The sequence below is a fragment of the Achromobacter sp. ESBL13 genome, from assembly GCF_036668755.1.
Classification (GTDB): domain Bacteria; phylum Pseudomonadota; class Gammaproteobacteria; order Burkholderiales; family Burkholderiaceae_B; genus Achromobacter.
On sequence record NZ_JAZEVT010000003.1, the window covers coordinates 1 to 22130 of the forward strand.

Annotated in this window: 23 protein-coding genes; 10 read left to right on the forward strand and 13 right to left on the reverse strand. The window is 64.3% G+C overall.

The window, feature by feature from the left end; translation table 11 throughout:
- Positions 1–100: 100 nt before the first annotated feature.
- Both V6F88_RS14205 and V6F88_RS14210 read right to left on the reverse strand, forming a co-directional pair.
- On the reverse strand, positions 101–1009 hold the full coding sequence (locus tag V6F88_RS14205; protein WP_319308079.1) for a hypothetical protein: 909 nt from the start codon (positions 1007–1009) through the stop codon (positions 101–103).
- Positions 1010–1209: 200 nt separating this feature from the next.
- On the reverse strand, positions 1210–1401 hold the full coding sequence (locus V6F88_RS14210; RefSeq protein WP_332610283.1) for a hypothetical protein: 192 nt from the start codon (positions 1399–1401) through the stop codon (positions 1210–1212).
- Here V6F88_RS14210 and V6F88_RS14215 point away from each other — a divergent pair.
- Positions 1400–1609, forward strand: a complete 210-nt coding sequence (locus tag V6F88_RS14215; RefSeq protein WP_332610285.1) for a hypothetical protein — start codon at positions 1400–1402, stop codon at positions 1607–1609. The two genes, V6F88_RS14210 and V6F88_RS14215, sit on opposite strands and share 2 nt — an antisense overlap.
- A 21-nt stretch (positions 1610–1630) precedes the next feature.
- On the opposite strand, the gene V6F88_RS14220 is transcribed toward V6F88_RS14215, so the two are convergent.
- Positions 1631–2017 (reverse strand): hypothetical protein, encoded by a 387-nt coding sequence (locus V6F88_RS14220; RefSeq protein WP_332610287.1) that lies wholly within the window; start codon positions 2015–2017, stop codon positions 1631–1633.
- A gap of 126 nt (positions 2018–2143) precedes the next feature.
- On the opposite strand from V6F88_RS14220, the gene V6F88_RS14225 reads away from it, so the two are divergent.
- Entirely contained in the window at positions 2144–2335 is a 192-nt protein-coding gene (locus V6F88_RS14225; RefSeq protein WP_046805512.1) for a hypothetical protein, read from the forward strand.
- 33 nt (positions 2336–2368) lie between these two features.
- Here the strand turns inward: V6F88_RS14225 and yddG are convergent, their stop codons facing one another.
- Both yddG and V6F88_RS14240 read right to left on the reverse strand, forming a co-directional pair.
- Positions 2369–3274: an aromatic amino acid DMT transporter YddG gene (yddG, locus tag V6F88_RS14230; RefSeq protein WP_332610852.1), complete on the reverse strand. Its 906-nt coding sequence runs from the start codon at positions 3272–3274 to the stop codon at positions 2369–2371.
- A 444-nt stretch (positions 3275–3718) separates the two neighbouring features.
- Positions 3719–5293 (reverse strand): sensor domain-containing diguanylate cyclase, encoded by a 1575-nt coding sequence (locus tag V6F88_RS14240; protein WP_332610292.1) that lies wholly within the window; start codon positions 5291–5293, stop codon positions 3719–3721.
- 261 nt (positions 5294–5554) lie between these two features.
- Between V6F88_RS14240 and V6F88_RS14245 the strand changes: the two genes are divergently transcribed.
- Positions 5555–7489, forward strand: coding sequence for a DUF4153 domain-containing protein (locus V6F88_RS14245; protein ID WP_332610294.1), 1935 nt, complete (start codon positions 5555–5557; stop codon positions 7487–7489).
- Positions 7490–7533: 44 nt separating this feature from the next.
- On the opposite strand, the gene V6F88_RS14250 is transcribed toward V6F88_RS14245, so the two are convergent.
- The 3 genes from V6F88_RS14250 to V6F88_RS14260 all read right to left on the reverse strand — a co-directional run bounded on the left by V6F88_RS14250 (position 7534) and on the right by V6F88_RS14260 (position 10098).
- Positions 7534–8625 carry an AI-2E family transporter gene (locus tag V6F88_RS14250; RefSeq protein WP_332610296.1) on the reverse strand — a complete coding sequence of 364 codons (1092 nt, stop codon included), beginning with the start codon at positions 8623–8625 and terminating at the stop codon, positions 7534–7536.
- A 67-nt stretch (positions 8626–8692) separates the two neighbouring features.
- The gene (locus V6F88_RS14255; protein ID WP_332610298.1) at positions 8693–9397 is read right to left on the reverse strand and encodes a DUF3053 family protein; all 705 of its coding nucleotides are present in this window, start codon (positions 9395–9397) and stop codon (positions 8693–8695) included.
- A gap of 179 nt (positions 9398–9576) precedes the next feature.
- A complete protein-coding gene (locus V6F88_RS14260) occupies positions 9577–10098 on the reverse strand; it encodes a GNAT family N-acetyltransferase (protein WP_332610300.1) in 522 nt (173 codons plus the stop codon).
- Between the two features lie 123 nt (positions 10099–10221).
- Between V6F88_RS14260 and V6F88_RS14265 the strand changes: the two genes are divergently transcribed.
- The 3 genes from V6F88_RS14265 (at position 10222) to V6F88_RS14275 (ending at position 12411) form a co-directional block, all read left to right on the forward strand.
- Positions 10222–10584, forward strand: a complete 363-nt coding sequence (locus V6F88_RS14265; protein ID WP_332610302.1) for a hypothetical protein — start codon at positions 10222–10224, stop codon at positions 10582–10584.
- A gap of 741 nt (positions 10585–11325) precedes the next feature.
- On the forward strand, positions 11326–11607 hold the full coding sequence (locus tag V6F88_RS14270) for a hypothetical protein (protein ID WP_046805520.1): 282 nt from the start codon (positions 11326–11328) through the stop codon (positions 11605–11607).
- A 111-nt stretch (positions 11608–11718) separates the two neighbouring features.
- Entirely contained in the window at positions 11719–12411 is a 693-nt protein-coding gene (locus V6F88_RS14275) for a cytochrome b/b6 domain-containing protein (protein ID WP_332610304.1), read from the forward strand.
- 104 nt (positions 12412–12515) lie between these two features.
- On the opposite strand, the gene V6F88_RS14280 is transcribed toward V6F88_RS14275, so the two are convergent.
- Positions 12516–12974, reverse strand: coding sequence for a c-type cytochrome (locus tag V6F88_RS14280; RefSeq protein WP_046805522.1), 459 nt, complete (start codon positions 12972–12974; stop codon positions 12516–12518).
- Positions 12975–13032: 58 nt separating this feature from the next.
- Positions 13033–14409 carry an adenylosuccinate lyase gene (gene purB / locus V6F88_RS14285; protein WP_332610306.1) on the reverse strand — a complete coding sequence of 459 codons (1377 nt, stop codon included), beginning with the start codon at positions 14407–14409 and terminating at the stop codon, positions 13033–13035.
- A gap of 161 nt (positions 14410–14570) precedes the next feature.
- Here purB and V6F88_RS14290 point away from each other — a divergent pair, with 161 nt between their 5' ends.
- Entirely contained in the window at positions 14571–15182 is a 612-nt protein-coding gene (locus tag V6F88_RS14290) for a glutathione S-transferase (RefSeq protein WP_104143238.1), read from the forward strand.
- Between the two features lie 76 nt (positions 15183–15258).
- Here V6F88_RS14290 and V6F88_RS14295 read toward each other — a convergent pair whose 3' ends face one another.
- The 3 genes from V6F88_RS14295 to V6F88_RS14305 all read right to left on the reverse strand — a co-directional run bounded on the left by V6F88_RS14295 (position 15259) and on the right by V6F88_RS14305 (position 18250).
- The gene (locus tag V6F88_RS14295; RefSeq protein ID WP_332610311.1) at positions 15259–16080 is read right to left on the reverse strand and encodes a sulfite exporter TauE/SafE family protein; all 822 of its coding nucleotides are present in this window, start codon (positions 16078–16080) and stop codon (positions 15259–15261) included.
- A gap of 105 nt (positions 16081–16185) precedes the next feature.
- A complete protein-coding gene (mnmA, locus tag V6F88_RS14300; RefSeq protein ID WP_332610312.1) occupies positions 16186–17304 on the reverse strand; it encodes a tRNA 2-thiouridine(34) synthase MnmA in 1119 nt (372 codons plus the stop codon).
- A 7-nt stretch (positions 17305–17311) separates the two neighbouring features.
- The gene (locus tag V6F88_RS14305; RefSeq protein WP_332610314.1) at positions 17312–18250 is read right to left on the reverse strand and encodes a LysR substrate-binding domain-containing protein; all 939 of its coding nucleotides are present in this window, start codon (positions 18248–18250) and stop codon (positions 17312–17314) included.
- A gap of 257 nt (positions 18251–18507) precedes the next feature.
- Between V6F88_RS14305 and V6F88_RS14310 the strand changes: the two genes are divergently transcribed.
- The 3 genes from V6F88_RS14310 (at position 18508) to V6F88_RS14320 (ending at position 22128) form a co-directional block, all read left to right on the forward strand.
- Positions 18508–19497, forward strand: a complete 990-nt coding sequence (locus tag V6F88_RS14310; RefSeq protein WP_332610316.1) for a Bug family tripartite tricarboxylate transporter substrate binding protein — start codon at positions 18508–18510, stop codon at positions 19495–19497.
- A 71-nt stretch (positions 19498–19568) separates the two neighbouring features.
- Entirely contained in the window at positions 19569–20444 is an 876-nt protein-coding gene (locus tag V6F88_RS14315) for an N-formylglutamate amidohydrolase (RefSeq protein ID WP_332610317.1), read from the forward strand.
- A gap of 565 nt (positions 20445–21009) precedes the next feature.
- Complete coding sequence (locus V6F88_RS14320; RefSeq protein ID WP_332610319.1) at positions 21010–22128, forward strand: Re/Si-specific NAD(P)(+) transhydrogenase subunit alpha; 1119 nt, start codon at positions 21010–21012, stop codon at positions 22126–22128.
- Positions 22129–22130 lie beyond the last annotated feature (2 nt).

The following is a 22130-nucleotide window of genomic DNA, read 5'->3' on the forward strand; positions in this document are numbered from 1 at the left end:
GGGCTGAAGGCTGAAGCACTGCCCCGGCACAAAATACGCCAAAAATACGCCAAAAATACGCGCGGATCGTCCCCGGGCGCTTCTGCCCACTCCTGCTTTTTTACAGCTTACGCAGCGTATCGCGACGCTTGCCGCCCCAGGTTGCAGCCAGGCTGGCAACGAAGGCGCCGATCAGCATTGATGCGAAACCCCACAGCGCGAACGCGGCGGCAGCCTTGCGCGCCTTGTCGGCAGCTTCCTTGGCCTTCTGCTTGGCGTCTTCGGCGGCCTTCTTGGCGTTCGCGATGGTCTGCTCGACACGACGCTGCGCCACGGCCGGCTCCTGACCGGTTTGTGCGGCCACAACCTTTGCCACGTAGTCGCGGTCCTCGGGCGTCATGTCACCACGCGCCAGGCTCATGGCCACGATGCGGCCCACTTCCGTGCGGGCCGCGTTTCGGTCGCCGGCCGCTTCGGGCCGGTCCGAACGCAGCAACGTATCGGTGAAGTAGTCCGTTGCGCGGTCCATGCCTCCGCCGCTGGCGCCAGCCGCTGCCGTAGCAGTAACCGCCGTGCCTGCACCGGCCGCTACCGACGCGCCCGCCTTGGCCGCGCCGGACGCCAGCGTGGCAATGGCCGAACCCAGCAACGCCGCGCTGACAACCGCGCTCAGGGCCCACACCAGGAAGCCGTGTGCCGTATCGCGGAAATAGATCTCGTCGGAATGCACGTCGACCCACTTGGTGCGCAGCCTACCGGCGACGTAGCCGCCGATACCGTAAGACACGATCTGCGTGAACAGCATCCACGCAATGATGCTGATGCCCACGGCGGGCGCCGACATGCCCTCATCGCCCCACGGCGACACAGACAGGAAGCCCAGGCCGGTACCCCCGGCAAACAAGGCCAATGACAGCGCCGCGGCGATCACGGCACCCGCGAACACCGCGGCCCAGGACACCGCTGATATCGCCGACTCGCGTGGCGGCACGGCGCCGTAGGGTTGGCTCAAAGATGATGCGTTTTCCATGGTGATTCCTTGTTCATTGTTATTTCACGCCGGCTGCGTGCAACGCCGCACCGACGCCGATGCACGAGACGGCCAACCGGCATCAATGCCAGAAAAGCGCCAGCAAAATGATGATGGGAATAGGCACGCCAAGCAGCCAAAGCAAAATGGAACGCATGACAGACTCCTTTCAGGGTTATCGGAAAAAGCGGACGTGGCGCTCAGGCCAGGTCTATCGCGCCGGGCATGCGGGGGTCCGGCGCGGGCGGGGTCGGATCCTGTAGCGGCGGGTCATCCGCGGGCCGATTCGGATCCGGCAGGGGATCATCGGGCGGCAGGTTGCCGGGCAACGACGGGTCATCCGGCGGCAGATCGTCCGGCAAGCCGGGCTCTCGATGCGGGGACTGGGACATGATCGGTTCTCCTCTGCGGCGCAAAGCGCACCGCCTTGCCCTTCAGCAAGCGGCGTTCCTGAATCCGGCAACCACCCGCCACCAGCCGCCGCGCCCGCCCTTCCCCGCCCTTCCACCCCGCTCTTCTATCCGGCGCTGGCATCCGGCGCTTGCATTCGGCGCTTCTATTCGCGACGCCCGCAAAAAAGCCCTCAGCGAGGGCTTTTAATCGTTCAAGGGCGACACGACTTTATGGCTTGGATTTGCCATCACGGCTGATCGCCACCGCATTATTGCCGTCTTTACCCAGGATTTTCATGATCGCGGCCTTGCCGGCAACCGAAGCTTCATCCTGGCTGCCATAGCGCCTTTCGGAATAATTGGTGCTGTGCACATTGCCGGTTTCGGGATCCAGCAACGTGATGATCCAGGCAAATTCGCCCGGCATCAGCTGCCTGACTTGAAGCGTGGCACGCGTGCCAGGGCGCAATCGGTTCGGCATGTTGCCGCCTTTTCCAGGATGAGACGCCGCCATCGTAGCGCAAACCGCCGGGGCATGAAGCCCCTGGCGTACACCGTTTGAATTGCTGCGACCGCACACAAAATCATGCTGCGCACTGCGCGGCAAAAACGCCACACCGACATGCGAGCGCTAGGAAAACCCTAGGGCCAAGTCCGCAAATACAGGCGCACAATCAGCTCAAACATACAGACCGTAAAACACGGCGCCGAATCCCTTTAATCAGGCGAGGACGGAGACAACATGACTTACGTAGCAGTGGTAATGAGCTGTTTGATGGTTATGGGTATCGTCGGATTAGTGGTTCAAACGATTCGAAGCGCGGGCCCCGAGCCCTGGCTGAAGATATCGGCGGCGATCGTCAGTTCAACGTTTGCATCGCTGTTGCTTATCCCGTTGGGATACGCGGTGGCGCAGTCCATGCTGATCGACTGATCGCGTTTCATGATCGGTAATTGCCGCCCCGGGCTACACGCCCCGAGCGGCTTTGCTTTTCGTTGCTGCCCAACACAACAAAGAACCTGCTGTGACCATCGCCACTCCTTGCCAGAATGACGCGGTCAAGCGGGTAGACAGCCACACGGCCGCGAAAAAGGTGGACAGCACCGGCGTGAAATAAGACGCCGTCGCTAGCAAGGTCAGATTGCCGTTCAATATGCCCACGTTCCAAAGTGCGTAGCCGGCAGCCATCGCAGCGCCGGTAATACCTAATTCCAGCGCGGCCGGCCCGGCGAACACCAACGGCGGTTCGGCGCTGAAACCGTACTTTGCCCACAAGGCAGCCGCGGTCAGCATGAAAAACAAGGTCACGCCATTTTTACCGTCGGCATAGCGTTTGGTCACGTTGCAATACACGGCCCAGATAATGGCGCCGCCCAATGCCAATCCATAACTCAGGGGGTTGCTGGAAATGTTTGCCAGGGTGCGTTCCCAAGACAGGCTTGACCCGCCCACGACCCACACGATGCCGCACACCGACAGCAATATGCCCGGCACTACCCAGGCATTGGCACGCTGCCCATTCATGACGATGGCAAACAGCACGGTCAGGCAAGGCCAAAGGTAATTGACGATGCCCAGTTCGATGGCCTGGGGGCGGTCCAGCGCGAAGCCCAGGGATAGCGACAGGCAGATCTCGTAAGCAACGAACAGCAAGCTGCCCATCCAGAGATAACGCCGCGGAAAACTCCGTAACGTCGGAAACCCGAGCAGACACACAAGGAAGGCTGAACCTACCGTATAAATGAGCGCGGCGCCCCCGATGGCGCCGAAATTCTCACTGACGCCGCGAATCAAGCCGACGACCGTGCCCCACAGCAGGATCGCCAGCAGACCGAAAAATGTGGCCGTATTCCGGCCGGGAGAGAATCGCATTACCGTTTCCGCTAATTTTCTGAATGCCCCTCGATTGGCGCCCGAGCGGCGGCAGGCGGGCAGTGTAGCGAAAACCAATCGTTATCGTAGTGACCAACCGGGGCGGCCAGCGCCGCGCCGGGATACGCGACAGACCCACTGAAACACCAAACAAGAGGGAGTATCAGCCGCATGGCCATTTCCATACGCAGATTGAGCGATGTGCTAGCCAGCACGGAGTCAGGCCGGCTCTACCGGATCGAAGTTTTCTTGCAAGCGGACGACCCTGGCCCGTCGGCCGCACCCCTGCTTGCGACGTCCCGGTACATCCTCAGGACTTCTGAAGGAGAAGGCGTGATCGCCCTGGGCGAGCGGCGATATCGGTTGAGTTCCGGCGAGGTCCTGACGGCGCTGGCGCCCCAGCAGCCTCCGCGACCCGACGCCTGAACCGCCAGGCGCACCGCGCTAGCGATCCCACGCCACCCGCCGCTTGCCTTCGCCCTTTGCCTTGTAGAGCGCGACATCGGCGCGCTCGAGCAACTGCAACATCGTAATGCCGGAGTCGGGATAGACGGCAATACCCACGCTTGCCGACACGCCGACGCTGATGCCCGGATAAGGCAAAGACAAGCTATCGACCAGCGCCTCTGCCACGGATTGCGCCTGTTCTCGGCCCACGCCCATCAGCAGCACCGCAAATTCATCGCCGCCCAGCCTGGCTGCCACGTCCGATACACGGATCGCGCGCGCCATGCGGTCGGCGGCCTCTTTCAGGACGGTATCGCCCGCCGCATGGCCGTGCAAATCGTTGACCGCCTTGAAGCCGTCCAGGTCGATAGCCAGGATGGCGAAGGATTCGCCGCTGCGCTGCGCCACGGACAATTCACGCAGCACGAGCTCGCCGAACAGCACCCGATTGCACAGGCCGGTCAGCGGGTCGTAGTGTGCCAGGTGCTGCGCGTGCGCCAGCATGCGCGAGGCCTGCAACAACGCCGTGCCGACTTCCTCTGCCTCTTTGACGCTTGTGCCCGCCAGCTCGACAGTGCGCCCTTCCCCCAACGCCAACGCCGGCCCGACCAGGCCCTGCACCGCCGACGTCAAGCGGCTGGCCAGGCGCAACGCCAGCCACAGCCCCAGGCCGAATGCGACCAGGGTGCCCAGGGCGAGCCAGGCAATGGACCGGTACAAATCCGTTGTGACCAGGCTCATGGGCGCGCCCGCCGCCACCGTCCAGCCCGACAACATCGAACGACTGAACGCCGTGTAGACCGGCGTGCCTTCCTTGGTGATGGATTCGAACGCGCCTTCGCCTTCCTGCTGCACGGCCTGCGCCAGCGCAGGCACGGCTTTCTGGCCGACGAACTTCGTACCATCGCGGGTGCGGGCAATGATCGTTCCCGAACCGTCCAGCACCGCCGCCACCCAGCCTTCGGGCAAGGCGCGCCGGGCCAGCGCGTTGCCGATACGGTCTGGGGACAAGCCCACGTTCAGGCTGTAAATGACACTGTCGGCACGCACCACCGGCACACCCAGCGCGATCGTCGGCTTCTTGCTGACACCGCCGATGAACAGGCTGGTCAGCACCGGCGCCCGCGTGGCGAACACCCGCCGCAGGTCCTCGGGCGCGCCGCTGGAAGGCAATGGCGCACCGAAAGGCGCCAGCGTGTTGACCAGCTGGCGCCCGTCCTGGTCCGTGACGACATAGCTGTCCACGATTTGAAAGCGCAACGAATCCCGCGCGCGTTGATGAAAACTGGCAAGGTCGCCGCTGAGCAGGTCGGGCGAGGCGGCCAGCATCTGCAATCCGGCCTCCACGCCAGTCAGTTCACGATCGAGGATGGCGGCAAGATTGCGAGCCAGGAAAATCGTGTCTCGCAAGATCCGGTCTTTTTGGACGACGTAGCTTTCGTACACCGCCACCGACGCCACGACCAGGGCCGGCAAGATACAGGCAAAGACGAGTGTCAGCAGACCGGTGCGCATTGAGTACCGGTGTTGAGGGCGCGTGCGCACGCCAGGCAGGGCCTCGCCATCAGCCATCGTCTTCCCCCTTGGAACCATGCGCCTCCCGATACGTCCTGTCCGGATAGCCGTCCGGTCGGGATGAAACTCAGAAATTATTGCAGAAGCCCGCAACCGCACAATCCGCGCACAGACGCCTTTTCGGGGCGTTATCGCGCCTTTGGCGCGCCACATCGCGTCCCCAATTTACTCCGAAAAATCCGTGCCCACGACGATTTGATGCAGGGGTGGCGCGCGTTGTTCAGGCGCGACGGCCGGCCTGTTGCTACTATCGCCGCCATGAATAATCCGTCCCTGAAAAAGACCGTCGGCGCCCGTCTGGACGCGGCGGATATCACCGTGCTGATCCATGGCGCCATCGCCGCGCTGCTGGGCGCCGGCATGCAACAGTTGATGGCGCATCGGGCCTGGCCATGGGGCCACCCCTTCTCCCTGTATTTCCTGCTGCAATGGCTGGCGCTGATGCCGCTTGCCGCGGCGTTGTCATCGGGAATGAAAAGCCGCCGACGATGGCTGACGGCACTGGGCATCTTCGGCGTGTTGTTGCCGCTGGTCACCGCCTACGGCATGACCGCAGCGTTTGGATCACTGCCGGGTGAACGGGGTGGCTGGGCGGGGCGCGGCGAGACGGCGATGGCGCTGCTTTTGACGGGCATCGTCGCCTTTGTGCTGCTGCCCTTGGTGCAGGCGTTGGACATTCACCGGCCCCGCTGGAACTATCCCGCTATTTTCCGCGCCGCCTGGCGCAACGCGGTGCACCTGGGCCTGAGCCTTTGCCTGGCGCTTTGCGTTTGCCTGCTGATGGCGGCAGCCGGCGCGATGTTCGACATGATCGGAATCCGCATCGTCCGTCGCCTGGTCGAGGACGCGACGTTCCGCTTTGCCGTATGGCCAATGATCCTGGCCGCCTGCCTGGTCGGCGTGCGTCGCCGGCCGGCGCTGACGAACATCCTGCAACGCGCGTGGCTGACGCTCAATGCGTGGCTGCTGCCGCTGGTTTCGCTGGTAGGCCTGGCCTTTACCGTTGCGCTGGCGGCAAGGCTGGCGCTGGGGCTTCAGGCCGTGCAATTGTCCGCCGGGGCGCTGATCGCGTTCTCACTGGTCTGGATCAAGCTGATCAACGCGGCCTGGCAAGACGGCCCGCTGGCAGACCCGTTCGGACCCCGGCTGCGCCGGCTGTTGCGCTGGGCCATGGTGTGCCTGTTGCCGTTGGCGGCCGTCGCGCTGACCGGCGCGGTAATTCGCGTAGAGCAATACGGCTGGACGGTGCTGCGCGCCTGGGGCGTGGGTGTCGCCGCGATCCTGGTGCTGTACGGCATCGGTTACGCATGGGCGGGGATACGCGGTAGACACCATCATGCGGCACTTGCGGCCACCAATCTGGTCGCGGCATTGGCCACGGTGGCAGTGCTGCTGGCGCTGGCCACGCCGCTGGCCAACCCGCTGCGCCTGACGGCCGAAAGCCAGTTTCAGCGGTTGGTCGACGGGCGCAAAGACCCGCAGGATTTCAGCTTTCATGCCATGGGCAGAGACTACGGCGTGTGGGGGCACGATGCCCTGCGCCGGCTGGCGGACGGTGCCGCCAATGCGCGCGACCTTCGTATTGCCGAAGCCGCCAAAGAGACGCTGCAAGGCGGGTATTTCCGCTGGGACGCGCCGTTGAATCCCGCGCAGGATCCGGTTCCGGACATGGCCTTGTCGCTGACCGTGACACCGGCCGGACGCGACGTACCGGCGCCCTGGTGGCGGACGCTGCGACGCGACCATCCCGCGTTGGCGCGTGCCTGCGTGCCCGCCGAAAGATCCCGCGCCGTTGCGTCGGGCGCCGATGCGTCGGGCGCCGTTGCGTCGGGCGCCGTTGCGTCGGGCGCCGATGCCTCGGGCGCGCCCGCGTCGCCTGCGTCGCCTGTGTCGCGCTGCCGTGTCATTTTCGCCGACCTGACGGGCGACGGTGCGGACGAACTCATTTTGTACGTGGCGCCGCAAACGGACACCGACTACCCGGGGCCGGACCGGTTCAGCGCCTTCACCCTGGACGCGGCGGACCAATGGCGCTATCTGGGCGATCTGCACGCCACCAGTTTCGAACAGCCCATGGAAGACGTCACCGGCGTGGACGACGTGGCGCAGGCGTTGGACCAGGGGCTGGTGCGCACCCGCCCCCGAGCCGACCGGGACCTGCTCATTGGTGACCAGCTGCTGCGCCTGCGTTGATGCAATGGCAAGCCGCCATCCGCTAGCCGGCCGGCGCCGCGACGTTATTTCGGCGGCGTCACCGGCAGCTTGTCTTGCGGCTCAAGCGTGTGGTCAGTGGGCGAAAAAAGGTCCCAGCACGCCATGAACAGCGCGGCGATCAGCGGCCCGATCACAAAGCCGTTCAGCCCGAACAGAGCCATGCCGCCCAACGTGGAAATCAGCACCACGTAGTCGGGCATTTTCGTGTCCTTGCCAACAAGAATGGGGCGCAGCACGTTGTCGACCATGCCGATGACCAGCACGCCGAACCCGATCAGCACCGCCCCCTTGACCACGGCGCCGGTCAGCAGGAAGTAGATCGCAACGGGAGCCCAGATCAGGCCCGCGCCGATGGCCGGCAGCAGCGACAAAAACCCCATGATCACGCCCCACAGCAGCGCGCCCTGGATCGACAGGATCGAAAAGATGATGCCGCCCAGCGCGCCCTGCGCGGCCGCAACCGCGATGTTGCCCTTGACGGTGGCGCGCACCACGGTCGTGAACTTGCGGAACAGATGCTGCTTGTGTGCATCGCTAAGCGGCATGGCGCGCTTGATGCGCGCCGACAGTTCAGGCCCGTCACGCAGCAGGAAGAACAGCAGGTACAGCATGATGCCGAAGCTGATGACGAACTGGAACGTGTCCTGCCCGATGCTCAGCGCCTGGGTCGCAAGAAACTGGCTGGCCTGCATCGCGCCGGCACTGAGCTTTTCCTGCAGGCTGGGGATATCGGCCAGGTCGAAGCGCGCCAGCACGTCATGCACGGAAGGCGGCAACGCCGCCATGGCTTGCTGAAAATAGGCGCCAAAATTCAGTTCGCCCGACTTGATGCTCTGGTACAGGTTGGCGCCTTCCCGCACCAGGGAGCCGGTGATCGCCACCAGCGGCAGAATGACCAGCAGCAACACGCCCAGCAATGTAATCAGGGCAGACAGGTTGCGCCGCCCGCCCATGCGCTTGACCAGGCGGCGTTGCAAGGGTCCAAAGATGATGGCAAGAATGGCGCCCCAGAAAACGGCGCCGTAGAAAGGCCACAACAGCCAGCCGAACGCGATGGAGACCACCGCGAGCAGGAGCAGAAAGGTTCTGTAGTGCAAGCTGGATGATTGGCTCATGTTCCGTTCCAGGCACGGCGATCGCCGCGAGACCCGCATTGTACAAAGCCCATGCAAGGCCGCTTGGTCACTCGCCGCGCTGCGCCGCCAACAATATCGTCCGGCGCGCCTGGGTAAGGGCGTCCGACTGTGCGTTCAGGCCTTGCAGGCGCAGGTTCAGTTCCTGTTGCAGCGTGGGCGTGGCCACGCGCGCCTGGTCGTCCACCAGCTGGATATCGCCAGCGTTGGCGGCCACGAAAGCTCCGACGGCCAGCGCATCGCGCGCCACCGAATCCAGTTTGGAAGCCGACCGCATGAGCTCGGTGGCGGGGCCGGTCACGGCCTCGTCGTACACGCCGTCATACACCGGCGCCAGATCCGCTGGCAATTCCAATTTGGCACGCGCGCTGTCCGCTTTCGCACGGGCGTCCTCAAGCCGGCCGGCGCTGTCCGCCAGCGTCTTGCGCGCCGCCTCGAAACCGCTTTGACGCTGGACGATTTCCCCCACGGATCGGATCGTTTCCAACTCAAGCACCGCGTGCATGTCCTGGGCCGACTTGGCCATTTTCTGCTGGAAATCGGTAATGACTTCATAGGCGTCGGCGTAGTCGCCCACCGCTGCCTTTTCCGCCTTGCTCAGGGCGGGCATGGACAGCAGCGCATCGCTATTGACCCGCGCTTGCAGCAGCTGGATGAACGCCGCGCGCTCCTGGGGCTCTTTATTGACGCACGCGGTTGCGAACAACAGCGACGCCGCTGCCAGAACCATCAGGCAGGCTCGCCACAATGACATGCGTATCCTCCTCGCCATGGCGGGTTGATGTATTGATCAATCGAGACGGCGCCGCCCCCTAGGCGGAAGCTGACGCATGAGGGCAGATTATCCCGAAGCGCCTGGCAGGCGCCGCCTATGGGTGGATTTTGTTGCGATCGAAGCGAGTTGACACAGGGGCGAGCAAAGGGCGCGATGGCTCACGGCTGGACCGGCCGTTTCGCCAGCGGATAAGCCATCGCACAGCGACGCGCGGGATCAAAGCCTGCTGCGGCCTCTGCACGCAAGCGCGCGTGCAAGCCAGGAGAATACGACGGCACCACCACATCGAAGCCCAGCCGCCGATAAAACGGCGCGTTCCAGGGAAGATGCAGGTCGGTGGTCAGCACCACGGCGTTGTAGCGGCCCGCCTGCCGTGCATGGTCCAGCACCGCCCGCATCAGCGCGCGGCCAAGACCGCGGCCTTGCTCGGGCATGGCCACGGAAATTTCCGCCAGGTAGAGGTCGCCGTCCATTGGCGTGGCCAGCGCAAACCCACACAGCCGCTCGCCGTGCACGGCGCCCCACAGCAGGCCGGCCGTCCGCGCCTGATGCAACGTTTCCAACGGCAAGGTTTCGCCGCCGGCGGCCCACGCCATGTCCGTGCCGACAAAGCGTTGGGCGGCAGAGCGTTCGATGTCGGCCAGGCGGGCCAGGTCGCAAGGAAGGGCAAGTCGAATCATGATGGCCCGGGAGTATGCACCAATGGGTATGCGACGAGGGGCATGCGACGAGGGGGATGCAACGAAGGGCCGTAAAATGCGGAATCCCGGCCAGCCGGCCTTCGTAACGTGGCACCGCACTTCATGACTCAACCACCCGCCTCTTCCAAGCCTTGGGGATTCACCCTGCCCGACTGCCGCGGCGCGGCCGCGCTGCTGTATTTCATGAACGACCTGGCTCGCGTGGTGAATCAGTACCTTGGACAGGGCCAGTTGTCGGACGACGCCTTGGCGGCCGCCCAAAAGGCCGTGGACGCGCTGGTCCTGCGCTATGCCGACCTTGACGCGGCGCCCGAGGCGTTCAACGACGAGAGCATCGTTCTGGCGCTGGAAACCGAACGCCAGCGCGACGGATCCATGGGCGCGCAAGTGGCGTTGCGGATGTCTCCGCGCCTTGAAGGGCTGATCATCGAGGCCCAGCACCAGGCCCGGCAGGCCGAGCACTGAGCCGGCTTCGGGAGCCTGGCCCGGCCCCTTAAAAAACACTTGCAAGGCGATAAAAGTCGCGATAATATCGACGACTAATGCATTTTCGCGCCCCATATTTCCCAGAATAAATTGGCCGAAAACATTAGACCAGGGGCTTGAACCCGGGTACCCGCCGCGAAAACCGCGCGCCACCCAGCCTCCCGGCATTGCAGTCTGATTTGCAAGAACTCCAGGTTTCCCAAAACCAATAACGAGAAAACCCGCGCGAAAAACGCGCGAACCATGCAAATCGCCAGCATCCGCCCGGATACATGGCACTACCCCGCCACATCTTCACCAATCCGCCAGTCCGGCTTGGAAAGAAGCAACAAGACACGTTGCAACCCGGATCGTGATTACCCATCACCTTCCAGGTCGCACAGCACCCGCCAGAGTCAACCCGCTCTGTGCGATCCCTTGAGCCCGCAGGCGCATGCACCGACATGGCAGCCTCAGGCTCGAACCAATGCCGTCCAGGACTGACCGATGGCATTGGGCCGTAGCACCCCCCGCAGTACCCCGTTACGCGCGCACGCAAAAAACATGAGAATGCGCAAACTGACGGCAACACTTATGCGTTAGTGTCATGCCTGCCCTGTCAAAACAAAACCCGGTGACAAGGCAACCGCGAGGACGCGAGGCGCTTTTGGTACGTCCGCCCTTCGCAGCATGCGCAACACGCAGCTTTTCTAATAACTAGAACTTAAGAGAACACACACCATGAATACTCGTTTCACTACCTCGGACCTGATCCGCCGCCCGGCTCACACGACGCTGGACAACACCCCGATCCATATCGGCGACATCGTTCATCTGCAACCGGCCAATGGCCCGGCCATTCGCGCAACCGTCATCTTCAACGCGCCGATCAACGGCACGACGACCTACACGACGGAAGTTGTGGCTTGCGGCAATACCACGCAGAAGGCCCCTGGCCAGCGGATCCGTTTCCGCCACGAACACGTGCATCGCATCGAATCGGTGCGCAACGCTTCGTACTAAACTTATCGGCGCTACGCGCCGATATCGCTGACAGCTTCGCCGCGCCTGGTGCGCGGCGATTTCATTGTTGCGTGATAAAGTCGCTCGCAACGCAGCCCTGGCACGCTCACCATGCAGAACAATCGACTCGCGGTTCGGATCTGGGACCTTCCCACCCGTCTCTTTCATTGGGCGCTAGTCGTCTGTATCGTCGGCGCGTACGTCAGCGTCAAGCTGGGCGGCCTGTATATGGACTGGCACGTGCGCTTTGGCTGTACGGCGCTGGGCCTGATCATCTTCCGCCTGCTATGGGGCATCGTCGGCCCGCGCTACGCGCGCTTTGCCACGTTTGTGCGCGGCCCAGGCGCGGTGGCCAAATACCTCAAGGGCGCCGCCGCGCCCGCCGGACATAATCCGCTGGGCGCCCTGTCGGTACTGGCGCTGCTGCTGATCGTCGGCTTTCAAGCCGTCAGCGGCTTGTTCACCACCGACGACATCATGACGCAAGGGCCGCTGTTCGGTTACGTCAGCGCCGACACCTCGGGCACATTGACGTCGTGGCACAAGCTGAACGAATGGGTCATCATCGGCCTGATCGCGCTGCACCTGCTGGCCGTAGCGTGGTACGCGCTGGTGCGCCGCAAACGCCTGGTGCGAGCCATCATCACGGGCGATGTCGACGCCAAGGACCTGCCCGCCGGCACGCCGCCCGCACAGGACGGTTTCGCGGTGTGGTTGCGTGCACTGCTGCTGGGCGCATGCGTGACCGGCCTGGTGCTTTGGATACGGTCGCTGGAAGTCGTGGCGGACATGTCCTTTTCGTAATCCGCCACGCGTGGACACGGCGCCCGGAAAAACAAAAAGCCCCTCGATACATCGAGGGGCTTTTTGCTGGGCAAGCAACGATGCCGTCGTCAGACGGCAGCGCCTTACTTCTTCTTGCGGTAGGAGTCGTGGCAGGCCTTGCAGCTGGCGCCCACGTCGCCGAAGGCGGCGCGCAGCTTGTCCAGATCGCCGGAATCAGCGGCGGCCGACAACTTGACGATGTTGTCCTGGAAAGCTTGTTGCTTTTGCTTGAAGCCCGCAGCGTCGCTCCAGATTTCGGGGCGAGCATCACCGCCTTCCGTTCCGGGCCCGAAAGCCGTCCACGGCAACGCCGACAAGGTCTTGAGCACTTCGACGTTGGCCTTGATCTGCGCGGCGTCGTAAGGCGCCTGGCCCTTGACCACCGGCGTCATGCGACCAAAGTGCGAAGCCATCAGCGTCAACGCCGATTGACGGTACTTGACCGCGTCTTCGGGCTTGGCGAACTGTGCCGAGGCGGTCGTCGCGAGCAACGGCGCCACGGTCATACAGGCCAACGCGACTAGCGTGGACAACTTTTGCATTGCAATCTCCCGTAAGGACAACAAGTATGCCGCGCGCATGACGCGCGCGGCATGGCGACTATACCGCCCGGGCCAGCTCGGCGGCCAGTCCGATGTACGAACGGGGGGTCATGGCCAACAGGCGGGCCTTGGGTTCTTCCGGCAGCGCAAGGCCCTGGATGAATTCGCGCAGCGCTTCTTCGGTAATGCCCTTGCCGCGCGTCAATGCCTTGAGTTGTTCGTAAGGCTGCGGCAGGCCGTAGCGGCGCATCACCGTCTGCACCGGCTCGGCCAGCACTTCCCAGCAGGCATCGATGTCGGCGTCGATGGCGGCCGTGTTCACTTCCAGCTTGCCCAGGCCGCGCATGCAGGCGTCCCACGCCACCAGGCAATAGCCCAGGCCCACGCCCAGGTTGCGCAGTACGGTGGAGTCGGTCAGGTCGCGCTGCCAGCGCGAGATCGGCAGCTTGTCGGCCAGGTGGCGCAGCACGGCATTGGCCAGGCCCAGGTTGCCTTCGGAGTTTTCGAAGTCGATCGGGTTGACCTTGTGCGGCATGGTCGACGAACCGACCTCGCCTTCCTTCAGGCGCTGCTTGAAGTAGCCCAGCGCCACATAGCCCCAGACGTCGCGGTCCAGGTCCAGAACGATGATGTTGGCGCGCGTGATGGCGTCGAACAGGGCCGACATCCAGTCGTGCGGTTCGATCTGGATGGTGTGGCGGTTCTGGGTCAGACCCAGGCCGGCCAGCACGCGCTGGCTGAAGGCGGGCCAATCGATTTCCGGATAGGCCGACAGGTGGGCGTTGTAGTTGCCGGTGGCGCCGTTCAACTTGGCCAGCGGTTCAACCGCTTCGACAGCGGCAATGGCGCGATTCAGGCGCGCGGCCACGTTGGCAAATTCCTTGCCCAGCGTGGTCGGGCTGGCCGGCTGACCGTGCGTGCGCGACAGCATCGGCTGATCGGCTTGCGCCACGGCCATGTCGTTCAGCTTGGCGGCCAGTTGGCGCAGGCGCGGCACCACCACCTGATCGCGGGCGCGCGACAGCATCAGCGCGTGCGAGGTGTTGTTGATGTCTTCCGAGGTGCAGGCGAAGTGGATGAATTCGGCGGCGCGGGCCAGCTCGGCGTCATCGGCCACTTTTTCCTTCAGCCAGTACTCAACGGCCTTCACGTCATGGTTGGTGACGCGTTCGATGTCCTTGATGCGGCCGGCATCGGCTTCGGAAAAATCCTGCACCAGCTGTTGCAGGCGCTGGCGGGCGGCCTGCGAAAAAGCGGGCAGCTCGGCCAGGCCGGCGTCGGACAAGGCGACCAGCCAGGCCACCTCGACTTCGACGCGATGCGCCATGAAGCCGGCTTCGGACAGCAGGCCGCGCAGCGCGTCGCCCCGGGAAGCGTAACGGCCATCCAATGGCGAAAGGGCATTAAGTTGGCTCAACTGGTCGGCGATTTGCATGGTCTGAAGAAGAAATGGCTACGGATGGGAAAACCCGGCGATTTTATCATCCAGGGGCGTGCAACATTGTGGCAAACTGGCGAAGATTCCGGCCAACGGACGGCGTGACCGTCATACGGCCTGCTATACTTCGGCCGCTTTTCGACTCCGCTTGTGACTCCATGAAACTGATCGGCTCGCTTACCAGTCCATACGTACGCAAAGTGCGTATCGTCATGGCCGAGAAAAAGCTGGACTACCGGCTTGAACTCGAAAACGTCTGGTCCGCCGACACGCAGATCCAAACGTACAACCCGCTGGGCAAGGTGCCCTGCCTGGTCATGGAAGATGGCGGCGCGCTGTTTGATTCGCGCGTCATCGTCGAGTACGTGGACACCTTGTCGCCCGTTGCCCGCCTGATTCCGCAGCAGGGGCGTGACCGTGCCGCCGTCAAGTGCTGGGAGGCCATCGCCGATGGCGTCCTGGACGCCTGTGTCGCCATCGTCAAGGAAAACCAGCGCCCGGAGGCCCAGCGCAGCCCGGAATGGATCGAACGCCAATACGGCAAGATCCACGCCAGCCTGGACGCCATGAACAAAAGCCTGGGTGATAACGCCCACTGCATGGGCATCAACTACAGCCTGGCCGACATCGCCGTCGGCTGCGCGCTGGGCTACCTGGACCTGCGCTTTGCCGCGCTGGACTGGCGCGCCAACCACCTGAACCTGGCGCGCCTGCACGACAAGCTGGCGCAGCGGCAGTCGTTTATCGACACCGCGCCCAAGACCGCCTGAGCGGCTTCCGCCTGCCCGTTGCACACGGGTGCTTGATGACCGGCCACCTTGTGTGGCCGGTTTGCATTGCGCGGCCTTATTGCGCCGCGAACGTCTGCCAGGCCTTGAACAGCATGTACGCCGCCAAGGCGAAAAGCAGGCACGCGAACACGCGCTTCAGGGTTTGCACCGGCAGGCGATGCGCCATCCGCGCGCCCAGCGGCGCGGTCAACACGCTGGTGCACACCAGCGCCAGCAAGGCGGGCCAGTAGATGTAGCCCAGCATGCCGGGGCGCGTGGCCCCTTCATTCAGGCCCGACACCACGTAACCCACGCTGTTGGCCAGCGCAATGGGAAAACCCAGCGCGGCCGACGTGGACACGGCGTTGTGTAAGGCCACGTTGCACCAGACCATGAACGGCACAGACAGGAATCCGCCGCCCGCGCCGACCAGCCCCGACAGGAACCCGATACCCGCCCCGGCCGCGCTGGTGCCCACCACCCCCGGCATCTGGCGAGCCGGCTTGGGCTTCTTGTTGCGCAGCATGCTCCAGCCCGAATAACCGACGAACAGCGCAAAGAACAGCGACAACCACAGCGTGTTCAGGGCCGCGAACACCGCTCCGCCCGATATCAGCCCGCCGATGATGATGCCCGGCGCCATGGCCCACACGATGTTCCATTTGATCGTGCCGCGCTGCTGGTGCGCCCGCACGCTGGAAATCGACGTGAACAGGATGGACGTCATCGACGTGGCAATGGCGGCGTGCACCACCAGATCGGGCGGCATGCCCTGCCACGAGAACAACATGGTCAACAGCGGCACCAGCAGCATCCCGCCGCCGATTCCCAGCAGCCCTGCCGCGAAGCCGGCTACCGCGCCCAGCAACAGCAGGCAAATCACCATCGAAACATCCACAACCTTCTCCTCTCGTTTTGAATTCTTGGGTTCATGAACAAGGCCCCGCGGGCGACGCGCCCACGGGGCCTTGCTTGATCGCACATGCACCGGTGCGGCGGTGCGCTACAGAATGATGCCACCGCCCAGGCAAACCTCGCCATCGTAAAGCACAGCCGACTGGCCCGGCGTGACGGCCCATTGCGGATCGGTGAAATCCAGCGCGAACGTATCGCCTTCAGCCCGGTCCAGACGGCAGGCCGCATCCGCCTGGCGGTAGCGCGTCTTGGCGCCGTAGCCGGCAAGCGCGGGAGGATGGCCTGCCACCCAACTGGCGTCCTGCGCCTGCAACTGGCCGGACAGCAGCCAGGGGTGGTCATGCCCCTGCACCACGTACAGGATGTTGCGCTCCAGGTCCTTGCGCGCCACGTACCAGGCCTCGGCCGTGCCGTCCTCGCGCTGGCGCCCCTTCACGCCGCCCACGCCCAGGCCCTTGCGCTGGCCCAGCGTGTAGAACGACAGGCCCTCGTGGCGGCCCACCTGCTGGCCTTCCGACGTCAGGATCGGGCCCGGCTCGGTCGGCAGGTAGCGGTTCAGGAATTCGCGAAACGGGCGCTCGCCGATAAAGCAGATACCGGTGGAATCCTTCTTGGCGGCGTTGTGCAGCCCGATCTCGTGCGCGATGCGGCGCACTTCGGTCTTGTGGATTTCGCCCAGCGGAAACAGCGTGCGCGACAGTTGCGCCTGGTTCAGCCGATGCAGGAAATAGCTTTGGTCCTTGGAGGCGTCCAGGGCCTTGAGCAATTGGAACTGCGTGCCGCCCCCGTCGGCCGGCACTTCGCGCACCCGGGCGTAGTGGCCCGTGGCGATGTGCTCGGCGCCCAGCGCCATGGCGTGGTCGAGAAATGCCTTGAACTTGATTTCGGCATTGCACAGCACGTCGGGATTGGGGGTGCGGCCGGCGGAATATTCGCGCAGGAATTCGGCGAACACGCGGTCCTTGTATTCGGCAGCGAAATTGACGAATTCAAAATCCACGCCCACCAGGTCCGCGACGCTGGCGGCGTCCAGCAAGTCCTGGCGGGTGGAACAGTATTCGGAATCGTCGTCGTCTTCCCAGTTCTTCATGAACAGGCCGACGACTTCATAGCCTTGTTGCTTCAGCAACCATGCGGTGACCGAAGAATCGACGCCGCCCGACATGCCCACGACAACGCGGCCTTTCTTGGTGGATATTTGACTCATGATGCGGCTATTTTAGTTCGGACGCGGCTTCGGGCGCGGGCGCGGCGTTGGGCTGCGGCTCGGCGGCCCGGGACACTTCCATCAGCCAGGCGCGAAACGCCTGCAAGGTGGGCAGGTTGGCCTTCTGCTCGGGGTAACACAGGTAATAGCCCATGCGTGCGCGGATCGGCAGCTTGATGGCCACGGCCAGCTTGCCGTCACGCAGTTCGTCTTCGATCAGGCAACGCGGGATCAGCGCCACGCCGAAACCGGCCGCGGCGGCCTGCGACAACAGCGCGTACTGGTCGAAGCGGGCGCCTTCCAGGCTGCGGCGGCTGTCGCAGCCGGCTTGCTCGAACCAATCGCGCCAGCCCTCCAGCGCCGACGTATGGTGCAGCAGCGGATACGCCAGCAGGGCCTCGGGCGATGGACAGCCGCCCGGAATCAGGCGCGGGCTGCACACGGGCACGATATCGCGGCCCACGATGTAGTCGGCGCCGCTGCCCGGCCAGATGCCTTCGCCGAATCGCACGGCGGCATCCAGTTCAGGCGTGGAAAAATCGTAGCCCTGCCGATGGGGCAAAAATTCAACGTGAATGTCGGGGCGCAAGCGCATAAAGGCCGTCAGGCGCGGGATCAACCAGCGCGCGCCGAACGTGGGCATACAGGTCAGGTTCAACGTGCCGCCCTGCCCTTGATGCGCAATCAACTCGACCGTGGCCGCTTCGATCTGGCCCAAACCCGCTTGAACCTTGGTCAGATAACTGCGGCCGGCCTCGGTCAGCACCAGGCCTTGCCTGATGCGCAGGAATAGTTCAACGCCTACGAACTCTTCCAGATGTTTCACCTGTTTACTGACCGCGCCCTGCGTGACGCACAATTCCTGCGCTGCCCGCGTAAAGCTGCTGTGCCGCGCGGCAACTTCAAATGCTTGAAGATCCGTTAAAGAGGGACAGAAACGTCGCATGATTCGCCCCCACGTCGCGTGGGGCTCCCGCCCCGGCGGGGCTTGATCGGGGGATGTTTCCCCGGCCTCGATCGCGTGTGCCGCCACCGGAAAAGTTACACAAAAGTAACGCCCGAATCGTGTCGACAAACGGGAGGCATGAAAAAAAGTCATAGCTTACGGAGAAACTTTCGTTTGCGCAAACGGCCCCGCCAGGAAAGAATCGTTGCGTTTGCGACTGCCTTTGCGCATTCGCTTTCCATTTATTAGGGGAATCCATGCAACGCCGTAACGTAGTACTGGGCCTGTGTGTCGCCGCCGCGACCCTGGCCATGCCGCTGACCTCGGGTATCGCGCACGCTGAAGACGCGTATCCCAGCAAGCCCATCCGCCTGATCGTTCCCTTCCCGCCCGGAGGCACCACCGACATCGTCGGCCGCCTGTTCGCGGACAAGCTGGGCAAGGAACTGGGCCAGACCGTCGTGGTGGAAAACCGCGGTGGCGCGGGCGGCTCGATCGGCAGCGCATTCGTTGCCAGCAGCGCACCGGACGGCTACGTCCTGGGCATCGCCACGGTCAGCACGCACGGCATCAACCCGGCCATCTACCCGAACCTGCCGTTCGATGGCGAGAAGGACTTCACGCCCATCTCGAACCTGGCCGCCGTGCCGAACATCATGACGATCAACCCCAAGGTTGACGCCAAGAACATCGCCGACTTCATCAAGCTGGCCAAGAGCCAGCCTGGCAAGCTGACGTACGCGTCCGCCGGCAACGGTTCGGTCTCGCACATGATGGGCGAACTGTTCAAGATGGCCTCGGGCACCGATCTGATGCACGTTCCGTACCGTGGCGTGGGCCCGGCGCTGAACGACGCGCTGGCCGGCCAGGTCGACGTCATGTATGACAACCTGCCGTCCACCCTGCCGCACGTGCAGTCCGGCCGCCTGATCGCCATGGCCGTTGCCTCGCCCAAGCGTGTGGCCAGCCTGCCCAACGTGCCCACGTTCGCCGAAGCCGGCCTGCCGGCCGTGAACGATGCGTCGTGGTTCGGCCTGGTCGCCCCGGCCAAGCTGCCGGAACCCATCCTGGCCAAGCTGAACGCCGCCGTGCAGAAGGTTAGCGCCGAAGCGGACGTGAAGGCGCGCCTGGAAGGCCTGGGTGCTGAGCCCGCCGCCAACAGCTCGGCCGACTTCGGCAAGCAGATCGCCGCTGAAATCGCCAAGAACAAGCGCATCGCCAAAGAAGCCAACGTGAAGATCGACTAAGCGATCTTCGGCCCGCGCCGCGCCGTCACGGGCAGCGCGGGCCTTTCGAATCACGAACGCAAGACCTCTATATGCGAATTACCCAACCCCTGTCTTACCGGCTCGACCTTCCGCAGCAATATCCGGATTCGGAATCCTCGGCCCCGCTTGTGCTGGACTCTCCGCACAGCGGCACCGCCTACCCTCCCGACTTCGCCGCCGCGGTGGACTTTGGCGCGCTGCGCACTGCCGAGGACACCTGGGTTGACGACCTGTGGGGCGACGCGCTGGACATGGGCGTGCCGATGGTTGCCGCCGCGTTTCCGCGTGCCTACATCGACGCCAATCGCGCGGCCGACGAAATCGATGAATTGCTGCTGGACCAAGCCTGGCCGGATGCCGTCAACGCATCGCCCAAGGTCAAGCTTGGCAAGGGCCTGATCTGGCGCATGCTGGATGACGGCACGCCGCTGTACAACCGCAAGCTGACGGTTGAGGAAGTGCGTCACCGCATCGACGCCTGCTGGACGCCGTACCACGCTGCCCTTGGCCAGGTGCTGGATTCGGCACACAAGAAGTTCGGCAAAGTCTGGCACATCAACTGCCACTCGATGCCCAGCGTGGCGGGCGCCTTCGCCACGGACCGCCCCGGTCTGGTTCACCCCGACTTCGTGTTGGGCGACCGCGACGGCAGCACCAGCGACCCGGCATTCCGCGAATTCATCGCGGCCTGGCTGCGCGAGCGTGGCTATAACGTCACGGTCAACGACCCGTACAAGGGCGTCGAACTGGTGCGCGCTTTCGGCCGCCCCCAGGAAGGCCGCCACAGCTTGCAGATCGAAATCAACCGCAAGCTGTACATGGACGAAGTGACGCTGCGTCCCACCGAAAACTATGGCCGTCTGAAGGCCGATCTGCGCGACCTGACCGCCGCGCTGATCAACTGGACTCGCGCGCAAACGGCCTGACGCCGGACGTTTACGCGCAAGTGCCGGCCAGCGGCGTGGTAAGACTGGCCGGAGCATGTGGGTTGCAAAACCCGGAGCCCCATGGTTCGCCATGGGGCTTTTTTTCGTCCGGCAAAAGCCGTAGCCCAAAGAACCCGGGCCGCCCCTAGGGGCGCAGCAAGCGAATGCAATGAGCGCAGCGTGGGGGCAACGGCCCACCGCCGGGCCGCCCCAAGGTGGGCCAGCCCCCTTGGGGGGCAGCAAGCGAATGCAATGAGCGCAGCGTGCGGGCAACGGCCCACCGCCGGGCCGCCCCAAGGTGTGCCAGCCCCCTTGGGGCGCAGCAAGCGAATGCAATGAGCGCAGCGTGGGGCAACGGCCCACCGCCGGGCCGCCCCAAGGTGGGCAGCCCCCTTGGGGGGCAGCAAGCGAATGCAATGAGCGCAGCGTGGGGGCAACGGCCCACCGCCGGGCCGCCCCAAGGTGGGCCAGCCCCCTTGGGGGGCAGCAAGCGAATGCAATGAGCGCAGCGTGGGGGCAACATTAGCGTGTATAACTACGGCGAACCTTCTGAGGAGAGGCGTCGATGCACATCGGGATACCCAAAGAGACCCGAGACGGGGAAACCCGTGTCGCAGCAACACCGGAGACCGTCAAGAAGTACGTAGGCGGCAAACACACCGTTGTCGTGGAGCGCGGGGCCGGCGTCGCCGCCCGTTATCTTGACGACGCCTACGAGGCCGCGGGAGCCACGCTGGGCTCTGCCCAGGATGCCTTGGGCGCGGACCTCGTCATGAAGGTTCGTGCCCCCTCTTCCGATGAAGTGCCCCACATGAAGCGCGGGGCCGTCGTCATCGGCATGCTGGACCCGTTCGACGCCGAAGGCATCGAACAGATGGCCGCCGCCGGCCTGACCGGCTTTGCCCTGGAAGCCGCGCCCCGCATCACGCGCGCGCAAAGCCTGGATGTGCTGTCTTCTCAAGCCAACCTGGCCGGCTACAAAGCCGTGCTGCTGGCCGCGCACCACTATGGCCGGCTGATTCCCATGATGATGACCGCCGCCGGCACGCTCAAGGCCGCGCGCGCCGTGGTGCTGGGCACTGGCGTGGCCGGCCTTCAGGCCATTGCCACCGCCAAGCGCCTGGGCGCGGTCGTCGAGGCGTCCGACGTGCGCCCCGCCGCAAGGGAACAGGTTGAATCCCTGGGCGCCAAGTTCATCGACGTGCCTTTCGAAACCGACGAAGAACGCGAAATCGCGGAAGGCAAAGGCGGCTACGCGCGCGCCATGCCGCCCGGATGGATGGCGCGGCAGGCGGCGTTGGTGTCCGAACGCTGCAAGCAGGCCGACATCGTCATCACCACCGCGCTGATCCCGGGTCGCCCCGCGCCCACACTGGTGTCGGCCGACACTGTCGCGGCCATGCGCCCCGGCTCGGTGTTGGTGGACCTGGCCGTCGAACGCGGCGGCAACTGCCCCCTGTCCGAACGCGGCAAGATCGTGGAAAAGCACGGCGTGACGATCGTCGGCCTGACCAACCTGCCCGGCCTGGTCGCCACCGACGCGTCCGCGCTCTACGCGCGCAACGTCATGGACTTCCTGAAGCTCATCATCAATGCGGACGGCGCGCTGGCGATTCAGCGCGACGATGAAATCGTGGCGGCCTGCCTGGTGTGCGAAGGCGGCAATGTGATGCAAAGGACCTGAAC